This is a genomic window from Pseudoalteromonas sp. SCSIO 43088, from assembly GCF_023650795.1.
Lineage (GTDB): Bacteria > Pseudomonadota > Gammaproteobacteria > Enterobacterales > Alteromonadaceae > Pseudoalteromonas > Pseudoalteromonas shioyasakiensis.
This window is the reverse complement of record NZ_CP072675.1, coordinates 2214175-2237970: the sequence shown is the minus strand read 5'-3', so window position 1 is coordinate 2237970 and position 23796 is coordinate 2214175. Positions and strand designations below refer to the sequence as shown.

General features: G+C 38.7%; 16 protein-coding genes and 2 pseudogenes. 10 read left to right on the top strand and 8 right to left on the bottom strand.

Features of this window, described 5'->3' with window-relative positions; all coding sequences use genetic code 11:
• Positions 1–199: 199 nt before the first annotated feature.
• Together J8Z28_RS10360 and J8Z28_RS10355 are read left to right on the top strand one after the other, a co-directional pair.
• On the top strand, positions 200–385 hold the full coding sequence (locus J8Z28_RS10360; protein WP_199529728.1) for a hypothetical protein: 186 nt from the start codon (positions 200–202) through the stop codon (positions 383–385).
• A gap of 73 nt (positions 386–458) precedes the next feature.
• Positions 459–794, top strand: a complete 336-nt coding sequence (locus tag J8Z28_RS10355) for a hypothetical protein (protein ID WP_250659378.1) — start codon at positions 459–461, stop codon at positions 792–794.
• Here J8Z28_RS10355 and J8Z28_RS10350 read toward each other — a convergent pair.
• A complete protein-coding gene (locus J8Z28_RS10350; protein ID WP_250659387.1) occupies positions 777–1727 on the bottom strand; it encodes an IS30 family transposase in 951 nt (316 codons plus the stop codon). The two genes, J8Z28_RS10355 and J8Z28_RS10350, sit on opposite strands and share 18 nt — an antisense overlap.
• A 525-nt stretch (positions 1728–2252) precedes the next feature.
• On the opposite strand from J8Z28_RS10350, the gene J8Z28_RS10345 reads away from it, so the two are divergent.
• Positions 2253–2633 carry a hypothetical protein gene (locus tag J8Z28_RS10345; protein WP_250659377.1) on the top strand — a complete coding sequence of 127 codons (381 nt, stop codon included), beginning with the start codon at positions 2253–2255 and terminating at the stop codon, positions 2631–2633.
• 13 nt (positions 2634–2646) lie between these two features.
• On the opposite strand, the gene J8Z28_RS10340 is transcribed toward J8Z28_RS10345, so the two are convergent.
• From J8Z28_RS10340 to J8Z28_RS10330, 3 genes are all read right to left on the bottom strand, one after another.
• Complete coding sequence (locus J8Z28_RS10340; RefSeq protein WP_250659376.1) at positions 2647–3066, bottom strand: hypothetical protein; 420 nt, start codon at positions 3064–3066, stop codon at positions 2647–2649.
• 83 nt (positions 3067–3149) lie between these two features.
• A complete protein-coding gene (locus J8Z28_RS10335; protein ID WP_250659375.1) occupies positions 3150–4091 on the bottom strand; it encodes a sodium-dependent bicarbonate transport family permease in 942 nt (313 codons plus the stop codon).
• A 175-nt stretch (positions 4092–4266) separates the two neighbouring features.
• On the bottom strand, positions 4267–4518 hold the full coding sequence (locus tag J8Z28_RS10330) for a LexA family protein (protein WP_175081208.1): 252 nt from the start codon (positions 4516–4518) through the stop codon (positions 4267–4269).
• A 59-nt stretch (positions 4519–4577) separates the two neighbouring features.
• Between J8Z28_RS10330 and J8Z28_RS10325 the strand changes: the two genes are divergently transcribed.
• Both J8Z28_RS10325 and J8Z28_RS10320 read left to right on the top strand, forming a co-directional pair.
• Complete coding sequence (locus J8Z28_RS10325; protein WP_250659374.1) at positions 4578–5693, top strand: IS630 family transposase; 1116 nt, start codon at positions 4578–4580, stop codon at positions 5691–5693.
• Positions 5694–5727: 34 nt separating this feature from the next.
• Positions 5728–5994, top strand: a pseudogene (locus J8Z28_RS10320) (LysR family transcriptional regulator); the annotation flags it as partial.
• 44 nt (positions 5995–6038) lie between these two features.
• Here the strand turns inward: J8Z28_RS10320 and J8Z28_RS10315 are convergent.
• Positions 6039–6938 (bottom strand): IS5 family transposase, encoded by a 900-nt coding sequence (locus J8Z28_RS10315; protein WP_250659373.1) that lies wholly within the window; start codon positions 6936–6938, stop codon positions 6039–6041.
• Between the two features lie 82 nt (positions 6939–7020).
• Between J8Z28_RS10315 and J8Z28_RS10310 the strand changes: the two are divergent.
• Positions 7021–7668, top strand: a pseudogene (locus J8Z28_RS10310) (LysR substrate-binding domain-containing protein); the annotation flags it as partial.
• A gap of 17 nt (positions 7669–7685) precedes the next feature.
• Here J8Z28_RS10310 and J8Z28_RS10305 read toward each other — a convergent pair.
• The 3 genes from J8Z28_RS10305 to J8Z28_RS10295 all read right to left on the bottom strand — a co-directional run bounded on the left by J8Z28_RS10305 (position 7686) and on the right by J8Z28_RS10295 (position 11143).
• Positions 7686–8828 (bottom strand): GGDEF domain-containing protein, encoded by a 1143-nt coding sequence (locus tag J8Z28_RS10305; RefSeq protein WP_250659372.1) that lies wholly within the window; start codon positions 8826–8828, stop codon positions 7686–7688.
• Positions 8829–8909: 81 nt separating this feature from the next.
• Positions 8910–9803, bottom strand: coding sequence for a TIGR01777 family oxidoreductase (locus J8Z28_RS10300; protein WP_250659371.1), 894 nt, complete (start codon positions 9801–9803; stop codon positions 8910–8912).
• Positions 9804–9892: 89 nt separating this feature from the next.
• Positions 9893–11143: a diguanylate cyclase domain-containing protein gene (locus tag J8Z28_RS10295; protein WP_250659370.1), complete on the bottom strand. Its 1251-nt coding sequence runs from the start codon at positions 11141–11143 to the stop codon at positions 9893–9895.
• Between the two features lie 249 nt (positions 11144–11392).
• Between J8Z28_RS10295 and J8Z28_RS10290 the strand changes: the two genes are divergently transcribed.
• The 4 genes from J8Z28_RS10290 (at position 11393) to J8Z28_RS10275 (ending at position 23592) form a co-directional block, all read left to right on the top strand.
• Entirely contained in the window at positions 11393–17707 is a 6315-nt protein-coding gene (locus J8Z28_RS10290) for a M4 family metallopeptidase (protein ID WP_250659369.1), read from the top strand.
• A gap of 162 nt (positions 17708–17869) precedes the next feature.
• Entirely contained in the window at positions 17870–19888 is a 2019-nt protein-coding gene (locus J8Z28_RS10285; RefSeq protein ID WP_054561669.1) for a hybrid sensor histidine kinase/response regulator, read from the top strand.
• 122 nt (positions 19889–20010) lie between these two features.
• Complete coding sequence (locus J8Z28_RS10280) at positions 20011–21279, top strand: ABC transporter substrate-binding protein (RefSeq protein ID WP_055020827.1); 1269 nt, start codon at positions 20011–20013, stop codon at positions 21277–21279.
• 9 nt (positions 21280–21288) lie between these two features.
• The gene (locus tag J8Z28_RS10275) at positions 21289–23592 is read left to right on the top strand and encodes a hybrid sensor histidine kinase/response regulator (RefSeq protein ID WP_250659368.1); all 2304 of its coding nucleotides are present in this window, start codon (positions 21289–21291) and stop codon (positions 23590–23592) included.
• Positions 23593–23796 lie beyond the last annotated feature (204 nt).

Here is a 23796-nt window from a genome sequence, read left to right as displayed (position 1 = left end):
GAGCCTAGCTAGTTTATAGAGCTAAACGGTTTGATGCTGTTCAGCGTACGTTTTGCATACGTGGATAGTATAAAAAATGGCCTAACGGTTTAGTTTTATGCTTATATAGGGTCTAGTCGTTAGTTTTTACCCAAATTTGTATTTTAGTGGCTCGGTATTTGCTAACGAAAACTATCTTTAACAATGAAGGAACAAAAAAATGACTTTATCAGCTTTATTACTATCTACTTTAGCATTCGACGCAGCACCAGCTCCTAGCTTTGATACGACAAAACTTCAAGGTACTGGTGGGATTGTTATTATTCGCGAAAAGAAAAAAGAAGAACAACAACTAAATGGTACAGGTGGAATTGTAATTGTAAGAGAGAAAAAGAAAGAAAATTAAAAATCAAAGGCCAATTTGGCTGGTTTTTTTCTTAATTACATCTTACCCTTATAGCTTCGTGTAAGGGTAAGAAATGTTTGAATCTATTCAAAATTTATATAGAGAGTTAATGGTTGCTACAGAAAATCATCAAGTGATTTCAATGCAAGTAATTATTGCTGCTATGTATGTTTTAGCTTTTGCTACATCTTTGTTCCGAGCTATTGGAAATAGAGAATTATTTAGTGATTTTTTATCAATTGCGACAGTTGTCTCAAAATATGCATTAACATCTTTATTGATGGAGTATGTATTAATCTTCATTGCCGAAAATCAAAGTATTGGAAATACCCAAAATATTTACCTTGTAGCTTGCCCGCGAATTCAACTCCGAAGTGCACCACTCGCTAAATTAAGCCGCCTTGCGTAATTCTTCGAATACGACTGCTGGCTGTTTATACCCCAGACATTTTCTCGGTCTGGCATTTAACGCTCGTTCAATCTCAGCAATTTGCTTGTCTGTTACCGTGCGTAAGTCAGTGCCTTTGCGTATGTATTGGCGCAGCAAGCCGTTAAAGTTTTCATTTAATCCACGTTCCCATGATGAGTATGGATTAGCGAAATAGATATCCGTTTTCAGTTTCTTTGCAACCTGTTCGTGGTCACAGAATTCACACCCATTATCTGCCGTTATGGTATGAACGTGACGGCGATAACGCCACAGCATGCCGACCATAGCTCGGCTCACATCAGCCGCGCACTTTGCTGGTACTTTACGTATCAGATACAGCTTACTTTTGCGCTCAACCAGGCTGACTATGGCTCCTGTCCCTTGCTTACCGAGAACGGTATCGACTTCCCAGTCCCCAAACCGCTTTTTCTTGTCAACAATCGCTGGACGGTGCTCAATGCCCACCCGATTCGGGATAATGACACGCTTCGCACGACGACCTTTGCGATATCGTCGATGACCTTGGCGTAAGTGCCTAAACAACTTGCCACCGCTCAATTTATCCCGTTGCACATAGCCGTAAATCCACGCATGACTCACTGAAAGCCCAATAATTCGACCCACGCCTGCAATTTGCTCGGGACTCCACTTTTGTTCTAATCCGAACTCAACAAAGGTGATGGTCTGCTTAGATAGACACGACTTTGCGGCTTGAACGCGCCTTTTGAGTGTCTTAGCCTGGGCGACTTCGGGTAGATAGTGATTTTCCCGGACCCTATTTCGTCTGACTTCTCGGCTGATAGTGCTATGACTGACTTTCAGGCGTTTGCCTATTTCACGATAACTAAAACCCTCGCGTAAGTAGGCTTCTATCTGGTATCTTTGTCCTTCGATCAACTGCTTGTAACTCATGGTAAATACTTCTGTTTGTTTGGCGACGATAGAGTACCACCAACAGGCAGTTGATCTCTTCTCACCGTTTAACCATGAGTGGTGCACTTATTATCTGAATTCGGGCCTGATAAACTTAGTCAGTATTTACATTCTTTATCTGTTGCATACAAAATTTAGCTATAAATTTGGCTTACTTTTCTTTTGCGTAATCAAGCTTACAGTAGTTCTTTCAATAGCTCACTTTATTCTTTGGTTTAAGTTTGTTGTGTTAGACATACAAGCTGAACACGCCTATATACATTACATATATAGCTTTATTGTGCTCTACATTAGTATTGTGCTTGCTGTTGTGATGTTGTTTCCGGGTCTTTTGAAAACCAAATTAAAACTATTACTTAGTCCAAGCTGGCCGTTTGGAATAAAAACTTAACATTAATTATTAGATGATTTTCAGTCTCATACTAGCATTTATAATGCTTTTTCCTGATGTATTACGAACCAAGTTTGGGTGTATAGTAACATTTAGTTTACCGAGGGATCGTAATGCTTGAACTAATTTATATAGCCATTGCCGTTTTAGCCATTTTGCTGATTGCAAGTACATGGTTGATTGCGCGCAAAAATATCTTTGAAGATCAAATAAGGTCTAAGTCTGTTGAGGTGGTTTGGTGCACGTTACAAGCCGAGCATGAAACAGATATCAGCAAAGCAATTAAACTATTCAATAAAGCTGAACAACTAAAGAACGAAATTGCGACCTTAATGGGCAATTCATCGCACGCTGCACATTTTAAATTAGCAGAACCGACAGGGCTTGATAGCGATAAAATAAAGGAGTTATCGCTTGGGGAGCTGCAGCGATACTACGATAAGCAAAACAACATATCTGACATTTACGAGAAAATGTACAAAGGTAAGAATTAGTAAAAAAGCCAGGTTATTTAACCTGGCTTTGTATTTTGAGCTCTTTTACTATTTGTTTTAGCTGAATATCTGCAAGTTGACTAAGGGCTTCTTGTGTTTGGTTTTCACCCTTAATTAACCCCGCCATTGATAGCTTTTTTATACTCTTGATAATACCGTTACTGACTGCTTGTAATACCGGCCCATCGAGTGCAGCTGTGGTTTGGTCACTACCATTAAGTAGTGAATCAAAACTAACCTCAGAAGCTTTAGCTAGTTTATCAATTAACTCATAAGGCACAGTTGCAAGCTCTATACTTTGCTCACAAAAGCCACGTTGTAATGATAAGTGTTGCTCTAATTCTAAATTATTTTGCACCTGACAAAGCGTACATAAGCGCATAAAAATATCACTTACATGCTGTTGCTCAGTGCTGAGCGTTTGATTGAACATAGCATGTCCTTGCACTGCTTTTTTATTTATATTAAACGACTTTTTAAAAAATCTCATGCATAAAGTAATAGTTAGCGAATCTTTTAACTCATATACAATGCTATTTGATGATACAAGCCAATTCCTAGTAATACATTGAAAGGAAATGTAGTACCTAAAGAACATAACATGGCTAAGCCTATATCAGCATCAGGAATAGCTGCTTTAATAGCGGCTGGAGCAGCAATATAAGAGGCACTAGCAACTAGGCTTGCTAATATTACTACCGAGCCCAGTTCGAGTTGAAGGGCAGTACCAACACAGACGCCGATAGCACCCAATAGGTTAGGTGTTATAAGTGCAAATAATGCTAAACGCCAATGATGCCATGGAATAGGTCGCAGTGTTTGTGCGGCCATTAAACCCATTTCGAGCAAGAATAACGCTAATACAACTTTAAAGCTGTTTGTTAAAAGGCTAGTTACTTGGCTGCCTTGTTGTGTGCCGTACATCATGCCAATAATTACACCACCTACAAGCAGAATCACGCTTTTGTTAGTCAGTGTTTCATGCCATAGCGCTTTGAGTGATAGGTTTTGCCCAGACCCATTTCCAAGACGGCGGAATAGTAATAAACCAACGATGATGGCAGGTAACTCAAGCATTACTAAGTAAAGCGTAACTTCAGCACCCACATTAAGTGAGTTCGATTCGGCATAGGCTAAAGCAACGGCGAATGTACCTGCACTTACAGAACCATAGTGGGCGGCAATACTTGCGCTATTAGCAACGGAGAGGTTTAGCAGTTTGTTTAAAACTGGGTAAAGCATTAAAGGTATTAAGCCGCCAAGCAGTAACACAGTGCCCATTTCGGGTAAGAGTTGCCAATGTAAATTGCCATGTAGCACCATGCCGCCTTTTAAGCCAATGGTGAGCATCAACAATAGGCTAAGGGTTTCATAGGTTGCTTGCGGAATTTTTAGGTCAGAGCGAAGTAATCCGGCTGTGAGTCCTAAAACAAAAAACATTACAACAATATCAGGCACTTTGTTCTCCTCTTGGTTAAAAGCGCCGCTATTCTAGATAAAAATTCACATAGTAAATAATTAAATAAGTGATAGTATCTTATAGATAATCATCTATAGGTTGGGTTTTATGGACTTAAGACATATTTCTTTTCGCTTACTAGTACTCTTTCACATATATTTTGATCAGTTGCCCCTACTTAAATTCAGGTAACTGATCTTTTTCAATCAATAATTCAATACTCCTGCTTTTTCCAGTAACTGATGTTATAAATTTCTTCTTCTTAAGAACTGAAATCATTGAATGAACACTTGAAGATGCGGTTCCAAAGTAGCGCTCAAAATCACTTTCAGCAGGCGCAATCCCATTCACTTTTGTGTAGTAATAAATAAATGCTAAATACTGACCTTGCTTTGCTGTAAACAGTGGCGACTCTTCTTTATTCATAATGAACTTTTACCCTAATCAACGATCCTTTAACTCATATAAACTTACTTAATATTGTTATGAACCGAAAGTATATTGTTGAATTATCAGAAGAAGAAAAACAAGAATTAATAGACTATTGCAAAAAAGGCATGGTCAATGTTCGAAAGTACAAGCGGGCTGCTATTTTGTTAAAAGCTGACCGTTGTAGATATACAACAGAGCAAATATGTGAAGCAGTTCAAGTGAGCTCTTCCACCGTATTTCGAGTCAAACGCCAGTTTGTTGAAGAAAATCTAGCGGCAGCTTTGAATGAAGGTGCACGAAGTGGTGCAATGAGAAAAACTTCTGCGAAAGATGAAGCAACGTTAATCGCCACAGCTTGCACTAAGCCACCAACAGGTCACGCTAGATGGACATTATCTTTACTTGGAGAGCGATTAGTTACGTTAACCGATTTAGATAGTATCTCGTATGAAACAATACGGAGGCGCCTTAAAGAGAATGCACTAAAGCCATGGCAAAAAAAGATGTGGTGTGTGGCGACAATGGATGCTGAATATATCGCGCGGATGGAACATGTGCTCGAGTTGTATGCTGAGCCAGCAGATGAGTTAAACCCCATAATTAACTTTGATGAGGCGATGAAACAACTTGTAGATGATACTCGACCGGCACAACCAATGAAGCCGGGGCAGACTAAGCGGTTAGATTATGAATATAAACGTGTAGGTGTGGCCAACTTATTTGTATTCTTCGATCGCCATCGAGGGTGGCGGCATGTTAAAGCAACAGAAAGAAAGACGAAAATTGACTTTGCTAATTGTATGAGGGATTTAGTTGATCTTCATTATCCACATGCGAACAAAGTAAAAGTTGTGTTAGATAACTTATCAACTCATACAGAAGGAGCGTTATATAAAGCATTTTCTCCACAGGAAGCACGGCGGATTTTAAATAAACTAGAATTACATTACACACCAAAACACGCGAGTTGGCTAAATATGGTCGAGATAGAAATTGGTAATATGAATAAGCAATGTTTAGATAGACGTATAGCAAGCATGGAAGAACTAAAGACAGAACTCGCGGCCTGGGAATGGATCCGGAATAAAGAAAGAACAAGTATAAACTGGATGTTTAATGTTGAGTTAGCTCGTGAAAAACTTCAGAGGTCCTATGGTGCCCTCAACTAGTCAGAACTTGTGTGATGAAGTACTAGAAGTGTTTATGTGTGTGGTAAAAACGCGCTCTATCAGTGAAACAGCAAGACAGTTACACTTAACGCAACCAACGGTTTCACAACAAATTAAACGCTTGCAAGAAACAGTGAATGAGCCATTAGTGATGGTTAATCAGCAGCGTATTCATGTTACAGAAGCGGGGTTTGCGTTGTTTCAGACTTGTCAGCAGGTGTTTGGTCATTTTGATGATTATCAAGATTATTTAGCTGAGCTTAGAGGCGGGGAGCGCGGGCGCTGTAAAATAGCCATGGTTAGGCCTTGTTGATCAAATGCAACTCTCTAACAAATTCACTTAACTTACTGATATTTAGGCAGACCAAGGGTGTTGATCTTATTTAGCGCCTTCACTTTGATCATCGCTTCAACCAGTTGGCGATTGTAATCACGCGCATTTAGCTTAGCCCCCATCAACTGTTTAAAACGGTACATCGCTGTTTCTGCTAATGAGCGAACATGATATCCACTGAGCTTTTTCCATTGTGTGATTCCTAACTTATTGCACAACATGACAGCCTCATTGCGTGGATGCTTATCAGTCCACAGGCGTGCATTCTCTCTCGGCGGGATAACAGGTATCGCGCCTTTTTCAGTTATTTCTGCATAGCAGCGGCGGCTATCATAAGCACCATCAGCGCTCACTCTATCTATACGCCGACGTAATGGTCTTATCAAATCTTGGAGGGTCTCGCCGTCGGTGACGTTACTGAGCGTCATTTGCGCCCCCACAATATCATGCGTGTTGGCATCCACCGCAAGGTGCAGTTTTCGCCACTTTTTTCTTGCCTTTACGTGGTGCTTCTGTGCATGCCATTCACCTTCGCCAAACACCTTAAGTCCTGTGCTATCAACTACAATATCTACAAATCCAGTGGTGCGGACTTTACTGCGAAATTTAATATTCAACTCAGCACTGCGCTTACACAGACAACTGTAGGTTGGGGCTTCAAGCGGAAGCTTCATCAAAGATAATACCGATTGTGTGAACCCTTGAAGTGCCCTGAACGATAAGCCAAAGACAGCTTTGAGTGTTAAGCAAGTTTCAATAGCAAGATCAGAGAAATGATTAGAGCGGCCACGCCCACCGTGAGTACATTCGTTATACCAATGACGCGTTGCTTTTTCGTCAAACCAGAAGCGAATATTACCGCGGTTAACGAGGGCTTGATTATAGTGAGACCAGTTTGTGATTTTGCTCATTGTTGTTGCACAGGCTAGTAGGATATAGATGATCTGATCACAGGCTGGCAAGATAGTTCAAACTTTTAGGAAACAACGCCCCATGGTTAACACGGCACAATATATTTTGCCTAAATTACTTGGACCGTACAGTAATTTACATCCGCATGTTGAGTTGCCATTCGAGATTGGCAATCGTGCTGAGGTGCTTGCCCGGTTTGAAAGAGGCGAAGACGATATTTATGTATTTAGTCACCCCCCTTCTTTAGAACACGCAAAAGCGGGCCGGTTTTTACAAAATCCTTTGGTATTTATTGCGGCAAATAACCATAAGCTTGCGATTAAAAGCCATGTAACTTTACATGACTTAGTGAGTGAACGTTTTTTACTTCGCGAGCCAGGTTCAGCTACGCGAATGCTATTTGAAAGCGAGCTACAAAGCCGAGGTTTTGTCCTAAGCAACACAGTGCAAATGGCGAGTAACGAGGCTATTCGTGTTGCTGTTGGCTCAGGAATGGGGCTGGGGGTGGTTTCGCGCCATGTATTGCCACCTCACGATACGAGTTTTTGCATGCTAAATGTTGAAGATGTGAATTTGGCCAGCCATTGGTATTTTGTGGTGCGCACTGATCGCCATTTATCACATGCGGCGCGCAACTTTTTAAAATTTGCCCAACTGAACTTAGAGCAATGCTTAGATAAACAGTGGGTGACCAATGAGCTAAGCCGGCTAAATGAGAGTTTAAATTAAACTAATAAGTTGTTGCGTTAAAATGCCATGGTCACAACCTGATTACGGCCATTTAATTTTGCTTTGTATAAGCCTTTGTCGGCTTCTGCCAGTAACTCGTTAACATTATTGGTGCCCGACTTATGGGTGATGATACCGATACTGATAGACAGGTTTATTTCATGGTGATTGTGCACAAAGCTATCATTATGAATGGCTAAACGAATTCGCTCTGATAAGATTTCTCCTTGAGCTTGGCTAGTATTGGGTAGTATCACTGCAAACTCTTCACCGCCAATCCTAGCCACTAAATCGTGCTCACGTAGCTGGCTTTTAATCTTTTTAGCAACCCACTTAAGTGCTTCATCACCCGTTTCATGGCCATGCTGATCATTAACTCTTTTGAAGAAATCGATATCTATCATCAAAGCGCAAAGTTTTGTTAGGTTGTTGTTTGCTTGTTCTAAATAATTGTTACTAACGCTAATAAACGCTCGACGATTCAATAAACCGGTTAGCGAATCACGATTAGCAAGGTCACTCAGTACCTGCTCATGCTCTAAGAACATCATTAATGGCCAGATCATGGCGGTTAGTGTGGTAATAACAATATGGCTTATGAGAATAACAGCTAATACTTGTTTCAAGTCTGTTTGCAACAAACCTAGGTAATCACTAAGTAGTAGTGAAAACTGGGTCACCATAATCAAAGCGTGAATGACGAAACATAACTTGAGTAATACTAAATGCATGATGCGCTTAACATGCAATTTCCTCAGCGCGAAAGCAGCATAGCTAAAACATGCTGCAATTATGGCTGTTGTGATTAATTGGCTAAATGGTGAATCAAAAGCAAGGAGTAATATTACTGCAGCTGCAACTAACACATACGCACATGTATTTCGACATTTTTTGTCTGATTGACTGTAAGCGTGAATACCTAGTATGGCTGCTAAAGGTGCTGAAATTATAAATAAATCAGCTAGATAATGTGTAATTAGAGGGAAGTCGATAAAAACACGCAGGGAAGCTGCGATTTGTGCGCATACAAATATTAGACACGAGCTACCCCAATATAAATAACTTGATTGTTGTCTTAAAAAATACAAAGACAATAAGAACGACCCAATAATCACATTCAATAAAATTGAAATGCTAATTATGGTGGGTAAATGCATCATGGCTTTCCCTGAAGAATCACTCGACTAAAATCTATTTAATTATTATGTATTAGTTAAGTATTAGCAACCAGTACATTGCAACTATAATTTAAGACTTTCTAATGCTGGTTTCAATGTTGGGTAATGAAAGCGGTAATTATGACTAAGTAGTTTATTGGGTAGTACAAATTGACCATGAAGCAGAAGATCAGACATCTCTCCCATCATCAACTTTAATACCCAGCTGGGCATACGTAGCATGGCAGGTCGCGAAATCACACTCGCGAGTGTTTGACTAAATTCATTATTATCAACAGGGTTTGGCGCAGTGGCATTGACAGGCCCGTGTATCTCTTGATGTGAAAGCACAAAAAGGATGAGTTGGATCATGTCGTCAATATGGATCCACGACATTCCTTGTTGACCATGGCCTACTGGTCCACCCAAGCCAAATTTAAAAGCAGGCAGCATTTTACCTAAAGCACCACCTTGCTTAGCTAATACGATACCTGTACGAAGTAGGCATACTCGAGTTTGGTCAGATTGTGCTTTCGTCGCTGCATGCTCCCAATCACGGCAAAGAACATGGCTAAATTCAGGATAAATATCATTAAAGTTTTCATCAATTGGCTGGTTTTCTTGTCGGCCATAAAAGCCAATCGCACTGCCAGAAATAAAGGTATGAGGCGGAGATTCACAGCGACTAATTGCTTTAGATATCTGTAAAGTAAGATTGATCCGGCTATTCAGCAAAGTGCGTTTTTGCGACTCGCTCCAGCGCTTGTTGACGATTGGCTCTCCAGCTAGATTAATGACAGCGTCAACCTCTTCAAAGTTAACTTCATCGAGTGATTTAACAGTGTGTACTTGATGAGTCAGTATGACCGCGGCTTGAATAGGGTTGCGTGTTAGCACAGTAACCTTGTGGTGATTCAATAAAAAAGGGCACAAATGTCTACCAATGAGGCCTGTTCCACCTGTTAATAAAATATGCATAGTGCTGCCTTAATTAATATATGTGTGTATTTTTTATACATAGTGATGGTGATTTTTGCAAATATATACGTATAAAGCAGTAATTTAGATTAGTCTTCTTGATTGTGGTTGTTGTAAATATGATAGCTATTTTTTAACTCATGTTTAGCGTGGTACATTGCTTGGTCAGCTAATCTCAGCAATTCTTGGTGATCTAGGCCGTGATCTGGAGCAAGGGCTACACCAATACTTAATGAAATATTTAATGTGAGCTGTTCAAGTACAAATGGGTTATCAAAACGTGCCAATAGATGCGTGATCATGGCATTAATGTGTCTGTATTTAGTGATATTATGTGTAATTATGACGAATTCATCTCCCCCATAACGATACACATCATCATCGGCTCTAACTGATGACGTAATCCGTTTTGCGGTTTCAATAAGAACTTGGTCACCAATTAAATGGCCGTATTCATCATTGAGTTGTTTAAATTTATTTATATCTATAAATATAACAGCCAGTTTATTGTCTTCAGAGCAAGTAGTAATGGCTTGCTTCAATGCTGGCTTTAACTCTGTGCGATTTAAAACGCCTGTTAGATGATCATGACTAGCTTGAAAATTTAACTTACTCGTTCGTTCATAAACGATGTCACTCATGCGTGCAAAGCGTTTTAACACATAGCCAATTTCATCATAGCTACTAATCGTCAACGTTTTTGGTTTTTCGCCTTTTTCTAGTTGATCAGTGTTTTGAATTAATAACTTTAGAGGTTTAAAAAGCTTTGCATTGATATAAAAAGCGCAAAAAACTAACAAGATGAGCATTAATGGTATTTGCAAAGTTACGAAGTGAGTTATAAATAGTCTGTTTTTTTGGTAGTCAGCATTTTGCTGTTCTAACTTGGCAAGCTCAGTATTTTGAAACAGTAAAATATGCTCGCGGATCTGGTCCATATACTTTTTACCCTCATTCGTTAACACAATCGCTTTAGCTTCTTCGAGGGCATATGGCGTGCCTTGCATTACAAGTGTGACAGTTAATGTTAACTCTGCTAATTTTTTGTCGATCAGCTCATCAATTTCAGTAAGAGTGTCTTGTTGTTCGGGGTTATTTAGCGTTAGCTTATTGATAGTCAAAAAATGTTGTTTAACTTGTTCAAGTGCTGTGTAGTAGGGTTCTAAATAGTTGAGGTCTTGAGTTAATAAATAACCACGTTGCCCAGTTTCTGCGTTCGTTATTTGATAGTAGAGCTTTTCAGATTCATCGAGAACATCATGAGTATGGATCACCGCCTCAAGCTTAGCCTGACCTTGCTTATCTAATACATAGATAATGAAGGTATTGGCTACCACCACTAAAAAAATAGTGGAAAGTAGAAGGATAAATTTAGCTCTCAGCGACATAGGGTGAGTAGGGGGGACCAATTAAGTTGTTAGTTATAAAGTATTAACTGATATTGGGTGTTTTTCCAGTTTGGGTTTTAAAATATGAACTCGAAATTTTAGTTAAATAATTAATGTGGGCTTAACAAATTGGTGCAGATTGTGTTTATTTTTGGTATTTTAGTTCCGATAATAAGTAAATAAAGTATTTAAGGAACTATTATGCATAAGGGATTAATTGCAGGTGCTGCAGTTTTTAGTATGTTCAGCGCATACTCTCTTCAAGCTGCAACAGTAGAAAGGGTAAGTCCCTCTAACAAGCCACAACTTCAAAACCTGCTATTAACAAATCAGTCTCTTCAAAAAAATCAAACAAAAGGTTCTTATTTTGAAGAGGTTATTTTGCCTCACCATAACTCTAATGGTGTACTAAGAAAAAATTCATCAAACAAAATTCTACAGCAATATTATTCTGGGGTTCCTATCTGGGGGCAGCAAGTTCGTATTCAAGATAAGTCACAGCATATGAGTGGCTTTTTTGCGACCGATATAGATGATGCAAAATTACAATTAAGAGCAAACAGTCAATTTGATTTAGAAGCTGCAGTTTTAGCTGTGCTTAAAGCTTCTAAACTGTCACTAGATTCTTCTTATAAGCTCTTAAAATCAGAGCGTTACATTTATGTTAAAAACGATCAAGCTCATTACGCATATTTAATTGAGCTTGAAATTTTGAATGCTGAACATGAGTCAAAGCCTTCAGCTATCATCAATGAAAAAACTTATGAAGTGTATAAAGCGTGGAATAATATCAAGCACACACAGGCGATGGGGCCAGGTGGTAATGAGAAAGTTGGCCGTTATGAATATGGCGAAGATTATCCAGCATTTGCTGTTTCTCAAGTAGGAGAAACATGCTTTCTAGAAAATGATAAAGTAAAAACTGTTTCGATGGAGTCAGGCAGTGAACCCTCATCTGCGTTTTCATTTCCGTGTGATCGAAATACTCACAAAGAGGTTAATGGTGCCTATTCGCCTTTAAATGATGCACATGCATTTGGAACCTCGGTGTTTGATATGTATGAGCAATGGTATAACACGGCACCACTGACCTTTAAGTTATTGCTACGTGTTCACCAAGGTGATGGTTGGGAGAACGCAACATGGAACGGCTCTGCGATGAGTTTTGGTGATGGTGCCGATAGTTTTTACCCGCTAGTATCTTTAGATATTGTATCTCATGAAGTGAGTCATGGTGTTACAGAGCAAAATTCCAACTTATTTTATTACGACCAATCTGGAGGAATTAACGAGTCATTTTCAGACATGGCTGGTGAAACCGCTGAATACTTTGTCAGAGGTTCTACAGATTGGTTGACAGGTGCTGATATTACAAAAAATAGAGCAGCATTGCGTTATTTTGAAACCCCGTCTAATGATGGTATTTCAATAGACCATGCATCTGAGTTTTATTCTGGTATTGATGTTCATTACAGCAGTGGTGTGTTTAATAGAGCATTTTATTTACTAGCAAATAAGCCAGAGTGGGACCCACGTAAAGCTTTTCAAATTATGCTTTACGCAAACCAAAATTATTGGGTAAATTCAACTGACTTTATTGATGGAGCATGTGGCGCAATCAACAGTGCCATTGATTTAGGCTATAAAACAAATGATGTTGTCGATGCATTCAATACGGTAGGTGTTGTATGTAATAACATCCAATTCATTGATAATGATAACGATGGAATGGATGACAATTGGGAGTTGTTATATTCACTGGACTCATCAGACCCTACAGATGCAGCAGGTGATCTTGATGATGATGGATTGACCAACTTAGAAGAATACAGATTAAATTCATTGCCAAATAATTCTGATACTGATGGCGATAGCCTAACTGATTATCAAGAACATCATGAGTATCAAACAAGCTTAACTAATCCTGATTCTGATAACGACAAAATGACTGATGGTTGGGAAGTCAATTTCGCATTAGATCCTCTAGATAGTGCAGATGCAGAGAGTGACTTAGACAATGATAGCTTCACAAACCTAATTGAATTTTTACTAGGCTCAGACCCAAGTGATGCAGATTCTACGCCTTCAATTCCTGAAACAATCGCTATTAATTTTAATGATAATCTTGTTCCTGAAAGCTTTGATTTTACAGACCCCTCAATGCCATGGGAAACATATCAAATAGATGAAAGCTACAACTTTTCTCTAACTAACAATGATATCGATGATAATCAAACAACGAGCTTTGAATACAGCTTTGTAACAGACCAGACTAAGTACCTCAGCTTCGTTTATAAATTATCTACAGAAGCTGATTTTGATCATTTATATGTGTATCTAAACGAGCAATTAGTTGTAATTGATTCAGGTATTACCGATTGGCGCTCTTTCGAGCAAGTCATTCCTACAGGCTTAAATACACTTAAATTCGCTTACATAAAAGATAGTTCTGTATCATCAGGCTTAGATTCAGTCTTCATTGATAACATTTTCATCAGTAATGAATTTGCTGATACTGACGGTGATTCGATACCAGATTCTTGGGAAGTTGCGCACGGCTTAGATCCTTCGAATCCAGATGATGCATCATTAGATAATGATAATGACGGTTTGAGTAATCTTAATGAGTTTTTAAATCAGGGCGATCCTAATAACCTTGATACAGATGGAGACCAAATTCCAGACGGCTGGGAATATGAGCATGGTCTAAATTTAACAGACTCTACAGATGCAATGCTTGATAGTGATAATGATGGATTTAGTAACTACACCGAGTTTCAGTTACAAACAGACCCACAAGATGCAGATTCATTTCCAGAGCAATTGAATCTAACTAGTTCATTTGAAGATTCTCAACTTCCTCAATGGTTTAATCATTCATCAGAGAACAATGCTGATTGGTACATTGATAATAGTTTTGCTACCGATGGTTCGCAAAGCATTCGCTCTGGTAAAATCTCAGATAGTCAAATGAGCTCATTCAGTACTACAGGTGTCTTCGTGGAGGCATACCTTATATTTGACTATAAAATAGAGTCTGAAGAATGTTGCGACTCTTTCGTTCTAAAAATTAATGGTTCAAATAGTGACAATAAGTCGATTGCTGGAACAAAAGAAGGGTCGGTAACTGTTAAAATCCCTGAAGGTGTTAACGTTATTGAGTTCTCATATACAAAAGATGGATCAATCTCTACTGAAGAGGATGCTGTTTGGTTAGATAATTTTAAATTTATTCCTAATACGAGCGATGTTGATACTGATAGTGATGGCCTGCCAGATTTTTGGGAAGTTGAAAATGGGCTTAATTTAACTGATGCTAATGATGCTTCTTCTGACTACGATAATGACGAACTAACTGCTCTGCAAGAGTATGCTCTTGGGACAGATCCTAGGCATTCGGATAGTGATGGGGATGAACTTCCTGACGGTTACGAAGTAAATGTACTTATGACCTCACCGATTAACGCAAATGCTACTGGTTCTGATCGAGATGAAGATGGTTTTACAGACGTACAAGAATATTATGCGCAAAGCTCGCCAACAGAATACGCTTCAACGCCTTCAGCAATAAATAACCTTTTCGAAAGCTTTGAAACTGGTGGGTTACCAAACCGCTTCACGGTGTTAGCAACAAATAATGTTGACTGGATTTCAAGTGATAGTTGGTCTTCTAACGGAGTGAATAGCCTTTCTTTTAACCCTAACTTTAGTGGCGAAACTTATACACAAGTGAATGCAGGCTTTGCTATTGCTGGTTTGTTTGAGCAGGGCTTTATCACTGTTGACTACAACATTAATAAATATAGGCTTTTACAAGTTCAAGTTAATAATGAAGATATTGAAATTCAGTACGAAAAATCTCGACTATTAATTCCTATAGCTAGTGGCTTCAATACAATTAAATTTAATCTAGATGGTGCTGATTTTTACCGTTACGACTCATTTTTCATTGATAGAGTTGTGTGGACTTCAGAGGTTGATACTAGTTTAGATACCGACAGTGACGGCATGGCTGATTTCTGGGAGTATCAATTTGGTCTGAATGTTCTTGACTCATTCGATGCAAGTCAAGATTTAGACAGAGATGGTTTGGCTAACTTAACTGAATTTGAAATAGGTTCTAACCCAACAGTTGAAGATACAGATTCAGATGGTGTGGTTGATAGTGAGGATAGTCATCCAGATGATCCTAATTTAGGAGAAAATTTACCGCCAGTATTCTCAGATTTGTCACCTGTGACAATAGAAGGGATTTATGAAAACACATACATTTCTAGAAGCCTTTATCCTGAGGTAACAGATAACAATAGAGTTGCTGTCGATGTATACCCTTCGTCTAGAACGCTTGTTTATGGCGAGAATCAAATAACTTGGGTAGCTGAAGACATTGCAGGGAATAGTGCAAGAGCTGTGCAAACATTCTTTGTCACTGATACGACCCCTCCTATCATTCAAGACTATGCTGTAGCTATGAATGGTGGATTTACAGAAGAGCAATTGTTCGAGGAGTTGTTAAGCCGATCAGTTGTTTATGATGCAGTATCAGGCATAAATGAAATAACTATTGAATCAGACATTGATATAGCATTTGAGTCTGGACGTTACTCTTTAGATATTACGGCAAGCGATAATGCTGGTAATACTACAGCTGGAACTATTAACCTGCATATAAATCCACGTATTGATATTCAACCCTATACCTATGTTTATCGGGATGCTCTGCCCGTTGTTGCGCTTAATGTGAGAGGTAAACCGTTATATGATAACTTTGGTTTGAATTTGATTGCTGGCAATTATATTCAATCTATTAGTGACTACAGCTATGAAGGGACTAAAAATGTAGTATTAGGAAATATGCTTGACTCGTTAGTTGATTCAATTGAGCTTGAAGTATATGACGGCGGTTACACAGAAGAGTTTAATAAATCTGAAATAATTCATTTAGATGAAGATGCACCGCGCAGTATCACGGCCACTTATAAACAAAATGGTAAGCGAATGGCGAGTTTGGTCAAAGGGTATGGTACTCATGTTGAAATACAAGCGTATGGCTTCTCAAATTATGAAGATTTAGAGCTTAAAATGACATTATTATCTGATGACCAAGTCATAAATGAAGTTTATGTGTATACGTATGACTCAATTATATGGAGAGGTGATTTTAATTTTGCAGATGACTGGCAAGGAGAGATTACCTTTAATTATGACATCTTAAAAGATGGTGAGTCAGTTATGACGAAAACTGAGACTGTGTCACTAATTGATAATGTTACCTTTGATAATGAAACTGCGGACACAGATGGTGACAATATTCCTGATAGTACAGAGTGGATAGGCGATAGCGATGGTGATGGGATTGTTGATTTCTTAGATAGTTCTTCTAACACTTCGAAAGGAGTTCTAGCTTCAGGAGCATATGTTTTTACGAACAATGATTATCATGTTATTAGCGCGGGTGATGTTATTCGCACTCAAAGTGATAATTTCATAGAAAACATGAATATCTCTGAAGAGATGTTGCTTGATGCCTTCACGGATATGGACGTTGAAGATCCTCATTTCCAATTGAAAAGTGATTTGATAAACATCAATGTAGAGCTTGCTCAGCGCACAGAATCAGTAGACCTTGCTTTACCAATACTTGAAAACTCTCTATTGAGTGATGAGTTACAAGCACGCGTACTAACTTTAAGTGGTTGGAAATCGGTAGAGATAATTGCAAGCAGCGACTTTAGTTCTGAGTGCAGTAATTGTTCAGCCTTTACGGTTGTGGATGGTAGTGAATTTGACTTAGACGGCGAGAAAAATGGTTTTGTTGAGGTTGTCGCTAAACTGGCACAAGAAAGTCTTAATAGCGCACCAACATTATCTCTTATTATTCCTGAGACAATAGACGAGCTGCATACCTTCGTTTTAGATGCGTCAGGAACATCAGATAGCGATGCAGATGAGTTAACGTATAACTGGTCTGTATCAATACCCGAAGTTACTATCGAAAACCAGAATGAAAGTATAGCAATCTTGAAAGTGTCTGAGCTTTTAGAGTCGAAGCAGGGAACAATTTCTTTAACCATTAACGATGGCTATGAGGAATTTGTTCATGAGCAATCTGTTTTATTCTTGCATGTAAACCAATTGCCAACAATTGAACTTGCTAATAGTTATACAGTTAATGAGAATGTAGAAGGTGTGATTACTGTTTCTGCGACAGATAAAGAATCACAGCCGTTAACTTACAATTGGATCCAAACACAAGGTCTTCAAGCTGATATTCTTCAATCGAATTCTCAAACGTTAAAATTTAAATCTCCAACTGTTTCTGAGGATTCATTGCTTAAATTCAAAGTAGCAGTTTCTGACGGAGAGGGAACTGCAGAACAATCAATAGATGTAACTGTCAAAAATGTAACTACTAGTAGTAATGGTGATAAAGCTGAATCTAGTAGCGGTGGCGTTTTTGTCTTTCTAATTGCTCTGTTACCTTTCGTTTATAGAAGGCGAGTAAACAGACACTAAAATAGCTAATAAAAGCCCCTTTTTAAGGGGCTTTTTTAATAGGTGAAAATCATTACTAATAATACAAATTCAATCTTAAATTATGATTACTGCTGTTGTTATTTGAAATTCTTGGTATGCTTCTTTAGAGCCAAATAAAATTCGAATAACTAGGGAGCTAGGTTGAACTTTCTGCGCCAATTCCACGATATAGTATCTAATCAAGAAATTGATTTTTCCGACAAAGTAATCAAGTTACTAGAATTTGGTTTAGAGGTATTTGATCTCGAATTTGCGATTGTGAGTCAAGTTGATGACAAGCTCTATACGGTCATTCATGTGGTGGCGCCTGATAATGCAATCCCGGTTGGTACGCAATTCGATCTGGAAGGTACCTATTGTGCTCACACTTTAGAAGCTAATAAAGCGCTTTCATTTCATCATGCCTCAAATAGTCGGATTGCACAGCACCCTTGTTATGTAAACTTTCAACTAGAATCTTACATTGGCGCACCTATTTTTGTTGGCAAAAATGTTTTCGGCACAGTTAACTTCTCAGCGCCTAAAGTATCAAAACCTTTTAGTGAAGAGTCTCACGATTATGTAGAGTTATTTGCTCAATGGTTAGGTAACGAATTAGCACGTAATGCCTCATCTGAGAGATTAGTTAAAAAGAACTATATGCTCGCGCAAGTCGAAGAAGTTGCTCGTATAGGGTCTTGGGAACTCGACTTGCTAGAAAATAAGCTCTACTGGAGTAAACAAACTAAAGCAATCCATGAAGTCCCTTCAGATTATTCTCCAAACCTTGAAACGGCTATTGAATTTTATAAAGAAGGTGAAAGTCGTGATGCAATACAACAAGTAGTCCAAGAAGCAATTGAGCATGGTAAAGATTGGAATATTGAAATTCAGCTTATTACAGCGAAAGGGAATCCTGTATGGGTTTCAACCTATGGCGAAGCGGAATTTGAAAACGGGCAATGTGTTCGTTTAATAGGTACTTTTCAAGATGTAACGAAAGAGGTGCTACTTCGTGAGGAGCTTAAAAAGCAAAAAGCGGATGCTGTGCGAACTCTTGAAGACCGAAGTATCTTGCTGGCTAAGATTAGCCATGAACTGCGCACGCCGTTAAATGGCATTACAGGCATGCTAACGACTTTACTCTATGAAAAGTCAGAGCAAAAACGAGAAGAAAAACTCAAAGTTGCATTACGAAGTGCAGATATTTTGTTAAATATAATTAACGAAGTGCTCGACTTTTCTAAAATAAATCATGGTGAACTGAAATTAGAGCCTAGTCACTTTTTATTAAAAACAATTTTTGTTGATTTAGCGTCGTTATATTTACCTTTATATCAAGAAAAGAATCTTTATTTTGACGTCGAAATTGATATTAGTGAAGAATGTTGGACTTACTGTGATAACACCCGACTCACCCAAATTGCGTCTAATTTATTGAGTAATGCATTAAAGTTTACTGAGCAAGGCACTATTAAGTTATACGTATCTGCTAGAGTTCAAAATGACGATGTCATCTTGAATTTGCAAGTTTCTGATACGGGTATAGGCATGACGGAAACCTTTATGAAGTCACTTTTTTCACCATTTACCCAAGAGCTAAATAAGGACCGAAAAAAGGGGGGTACAGGGCTTGGCCTTGCAATAGTGAAGGAACTTATCGATTATATGGGAGGCATAATAAAGGTCAGTAGCGAATTCCAAAAAGGCAGTTGTTTTGATATTCAATTACCTCTAAAACTAGGACAGCCACAATCACATGATACGCTGCATGCCTCTGATATCGACTTTTCAGCCTTACCTTTATCGATACTGGTTGTTGATGACAACCAAATTAACCGCTTTGTGTTAAAAGCACACCTAGAAAAGTTAGGCTTAACGGCCGATTATGCCTGCGATGGTATTGATGCGATAAATAAATGCAAGCAAAACAAATACAATCTGATTTTTATGGATTGCGTAATGCCAGAAATGGATGGCATTGAAGCAACACGTATTTTAAGAGATGAGCAAATTTGCCCAACTGATACAACTTATATTATTGCTTTAACAGCAAATACTTCTGCAGATGATAAAGCAGCTTGCAAACGAGCTGGAATGGATTTATTTGTTTCAAAGCCTGTTAAAAATACGGCTATTGAGCAAGCAATTGTGACAGCTAAAGAGCATTTTTTAATCTAAATAATTGTAGTTTGTGAATACTCGGCTTAGAAAAATCATTGCTGGGTAAATGAGTAGTTATTTTAGGCAATTTTCAAATTTAACCTATACTTTTAACGGGTTTAATATGTTGGAAATACTAAATGGGCTACTCAGATAACCGCCGAGACTTTTTAAAAACATTAGGTGTTGGTGCCATAGCATCAACAGTTGCCTTTAAAGCTCCCTATGTATTCGCTAAGAATACTCCCACAATTAGGGTTATGGGGACCCACGTAACTTTACAAGAAGAGCTCAGACAAAAAGCCATGCTTGAGCTGGGTATTAATATTGAATTTACCCCAATGGGCAGTGCTGCGGTGTTGCAAAAGGCAGCATCAGACCCAAGTAGTTTTGACTTATACGAGCAATGGTCAGATTCAATTAATATTCTTTGGCAAGCAGGTGCCATTCAACCTATAGAAACTGAGCGGTTAACCTATTGGCATGAAATCAATCCACTCTCTAAAACAGGTAAAATTGTGCCTGAAGCCAAGTTAGGCGCTGGTGACTCACCCAACAAACTTCTTTACGTGCAAGCAGATGGAACGCTTGCGACTACACCAAGCGATGCAATTAGTTTCTTGCCTTACGTGCATAATGTCGACTCGTTTGGTTACAACACTCAGTTCATAGAAAAGGGGATTCCTTATCAAACTGAGTCTTGGTCTTGGTTACTCGATGAAAAGAATAAAGGTAAGGTTGCGCTTGTTAATGCGCCAACAATCGGTATTTTTGATTCTGCTCTGGCTGCCGAAGCGCAGGGGCTGATGAAGTTTAAAGATATGGGCAATATGAGTATTAGCGAAATTGACCAGCTATTTGCAATTTTACTGCAAAAGAAAAGGCAAGGTCATTTTGCTGGCTTTTGGACTTCGGTACCGCAGTCGGTCGACTTTATGAAAATGAAACGCGTCACTATTCAAAGTATGTTTTCGCCCGGAGTCAGTGCCTGCAAAGGGCAAGGTATCCCGGTTGTTTATGCTTCACCCAAAGAAGGTTATCGTGCTTGGCACGGGGTTATGTGCTTATCAGCTAATGCACAGGGACATGTTAAAGATGCTGCTTATGAATACATGAATTGGTGGCTTTCTGGCTATCCAGGCGCATTTATCGCAAGACAAGGTTATTACATTTCTAATCCTGAGCGGAGTCAGCCTCTTATGTCAAAAGCAGAATGGCAATATTGGTATGAAGGGCAAGAAGCATCCATGGATTTACGCGGAACAGACGGCAAAATATCTGTTCTAGCGGGTCAAGCTCGTGATGGAGGAAGCTATATCAAGCGTTTTTCGAATATAGCGGTCTGGAATACGGTAATGCCGAATTATGATTATAGTTTAGATAAATGGTATGAGTTGTTGAACTCATAAGGAGCTACATTGCTAACCATTTTTTCTAGGTCTTTAGCAGCCAAAGTGTTATTGGCATTGACACTCGTTTTACTTGTAATGGGGGCGAGTTATTTTGTCCTGAACAAGCGATTACAAAGAATTGAAACATCTTTTAACGATATAAGCCGCATTAGTAATTATGCCGTGGGTATACTTCGTATAAATAAAGATATTGTTGAAATGCAGCGTGATATTTCAGTTTATGGATTCTCAGGTAGTAAAACCGTATTTAGTAAAATAATAGAGAACTTTGAAAGTATAAAAGCACGTTTAGAAAGTGTTGATTTGAAAAGTGATGAACTTGAAAGCCAAGTTTATTTAAATTCAATGACACAGCTGATTTCTCGGTACGGTGAAAATCTAGATGTGCTTGCCAAGCGTTATGAAATAAAAACAGAGCTCACTGACGTTGAGTTACCGCAAATCTATTTAGCAGCTATTAATGAATTAACCAACCTCAAATTAACTGCGACTACCAATGAAAACAAATTGGCTATCACTGAACATCTCAATGTATGGCATGAATTACATCGTGATGCCTCTTTGTTTCTTGCCAAAAAAGATTATTCTAAAAGAGCAGCGGTTAATAAGGCGCTGGCTATTTTATCAAATCAGTCACAAACCAACACTGATCTAAGTAATAACCGTGAACATGCTAAAACATATAAACAGGCTTTTTCGAGAGGCGTGCAGGCTAACCGAAACTATTTAAGCTTGGTTAATGTTGTTATGGCTGGCGATGCTATAGAGTTCAGTACCCTTGCAGATAAACTAAGAGAGCAATCCCTAGCAAAATTGCAAAAGATTAAAAGTGAAGCGCAAGAAACAGTAATAAAAACAGATCAAACTCTGCGTTTTCTTGCTGTTGGTGTAGTTATCTACATTATCGCGCTTGCAATCTATTTCCACCTGCATATATCGCGTGCAATTACACGTTTAACCACAAGTTTTCAATACTTCTTAGCTGGTGATTTATCAGCTCCTATTTATGATTTAAAACGTAACGATGAAATTGGTGTGCTTGCAACTGCGGCAGATAGATTTCGGGTGTTAAGCCAAGACCTTACCCAAGCCAAGAAAACGGCAGAACACACCACCAAGGTGAAATCAGAATTTTTGGCAAATATGAGCCATGAAATTAGAACCCCTATGAATGGCATTTTAGGAATGGCGCGGCAGTTGAGTCGTACCAGTTTGTCTCATGAACAAATGAAGATGCTTAATATTATACAATCTTCAGGGGCAGGATTATTGGTAATCATCAACGACATTTTAGATATAAGTAAGATTGAGGCGTCTAAAATTGAGCTAGAGTCTGTGCCTATACATTTAAATTCGCTACTAGATGAGTTACAGCATTTATTTAAAGAGCAAGCCCAAAGTAAGCATATTAAGTTGAATATTTCTGTTGCTGAAGAGTATCAACATTGTGTTTTCTTTGCTGATGAAGCCCGCCTAAAACAAGTGTTGATAAACCTTATTGGGAATGCAATTAAATTCACCGAGAAAGGCTGTGTGACCCTCAACGTAAAAATTAATGAGCTAGGCGGCGATGATTTGAGCATCAAATTTAGTGTGATTGATACAGGAATAGGTATCGCAAAAGAAAATCTCGGTAAGTTATTTGAAGCGTTTTCTCAAGCGGATACCTCAATTACAAGGCGCTTCGGTGGTACAGGGCTCGGCCTTGCTATCTCAAACAAATTACTAATTTTGATGAATGCTCCTTTGCAGGTAGAAAGTGATCTAGGGCAGGGTTCTTGTTTTTATTTTGAGCTAAAAACAACACAGGTTATTGAGCACTCTGAGTTTGAAACCGAAACTCGGCAAGAAAATGAAGAGGAACAAGTAGACTTTTCATCGTTAAATGTATTGGTCGTCGAAGACAATGATATTAATCAGGTTGTTATCGAAGCTATGTTAAATGAGTTTGGTATAAGCTCAATAAAAATAGCAGGGGATGGCGAGCAGGCTGTTGCGCTATGTAAGGAACATAGTGGGGAAAATAATCTGCAAAACTGCTTTGATATTATATTTATGGATATGCAGATGCCTATACTTGATGGCCCGCAAGCAACAATACGCATAAGAGAAATGCCAGAGTATAAAGCGACTCCTATTATTGCCTTAACGGCCAATGTACTTGAAGGAGATAAGCAACGATGTTTTGCCGCAGGAATGAATGATTTTGTTGCCAAGCCGATTGACTACCAATGTGTTAAAACGGCTTTACTAAAGTGGTCTAAAAGTGAAGTGAGCGCTACGAGTGACTGTGATACCAACACGCAATAATACTTAATCATTTTGAGGGATTAAACCTGTCGCTATCTGCGTTAAAAATTTCTGTTTTACGACTGCATGGATGCAGAAGGTAGAGCAATGCAGGAGCAATTGCCGAGCACAACTAAATAACGAAATTTTTGCCTTGCTATCAACGAGGTTTTATTGCCTCAAAATAGATCCACTTAATTAAGCGAATTGGTATTAAAAATTGAT

Coding starts and splice junctions, on each gene's coding strand:
- J8Z28_RS10360 (WP_199529728.1), top strand. CDS start 200: ATGACTTTATCAGCTTTATTACTATCTACTTTAGCATTCGACGCAGCA.
- J8Z28_RS10355 (WP_250659378.1), top strand. CDS start 459: ATGTTTGAATCTATTCAAAATTTATATAGAGAGTTAATGGTTGCTACA.
- J8Z28_RS10350 (WP_250659387.1), bottom strand. CDS start 1,727: ATGAGTTACAAGCAGTTGATCGAAGGACAAAGATACCAGATAGAAGCC.
- J8Z28_RS10345 (WP_250659377.1), top strand. CDS start 2,253: ATGCTTGAACTAATTTATATAGCCATTGCCGTTTTAGCCATTTTGCTG.
- J8Z28_RS10340 (WP_250659376.1), bottom strand. CDS start 3,066: ATGTTCAATCAAACGCTCAGCACTGAGCAACAGCATGTAAGTGATATT.
- J8Z28_RS10330 (WP_175081208.1), bottom strand. CDS start 4,518: ATGAATAAAGAAGAGTCGCCACTGTTTACAGCAAAGCAAGGTCAGTAT.
- J8Z28_RS10325 (WP_250659374.1), top strand. CDS start 4,578: ATGAACCGAAAGTATATTGTTGAATTATCAGAAGAAGAAAAACAAGAA.
- J8Z28_RS10315 (WP_250659373.1), bottom strand. CDS start 6,938: ATGAGCAAAATCACAAACTGGTCTCACTATAATCAAGCCCTCGTTAAC.
- J8Z28_RS10305 (WP_250659372.1), bottom strand. CDS start 8,828: ATGATGCATTTACCCACCATAATTAGCATTTCAATTTTATTGAATGTG.
- J8Z28_RS10300 (WP_250659371.1), bottom strand. CDS start 9,803: ATGCATATTTTATTAACAGGTGGAACAGGCCTCATTGGTAGACATTTG.
- J8Z28_RS10290 (WP_250659369.1), top strand. CDS start 11,393: ATGCATAAGGGATTAATTGCAGGTGCTGCAGTTTTTAGTATGTTCAGC.
- J8Z28_RS10280 (WP_055020827.1), top strand. CDS start 20,011: ATGGGCTACTCAGATAACCGCCGAGACTTTTTAAAAACATTAGGTGTT.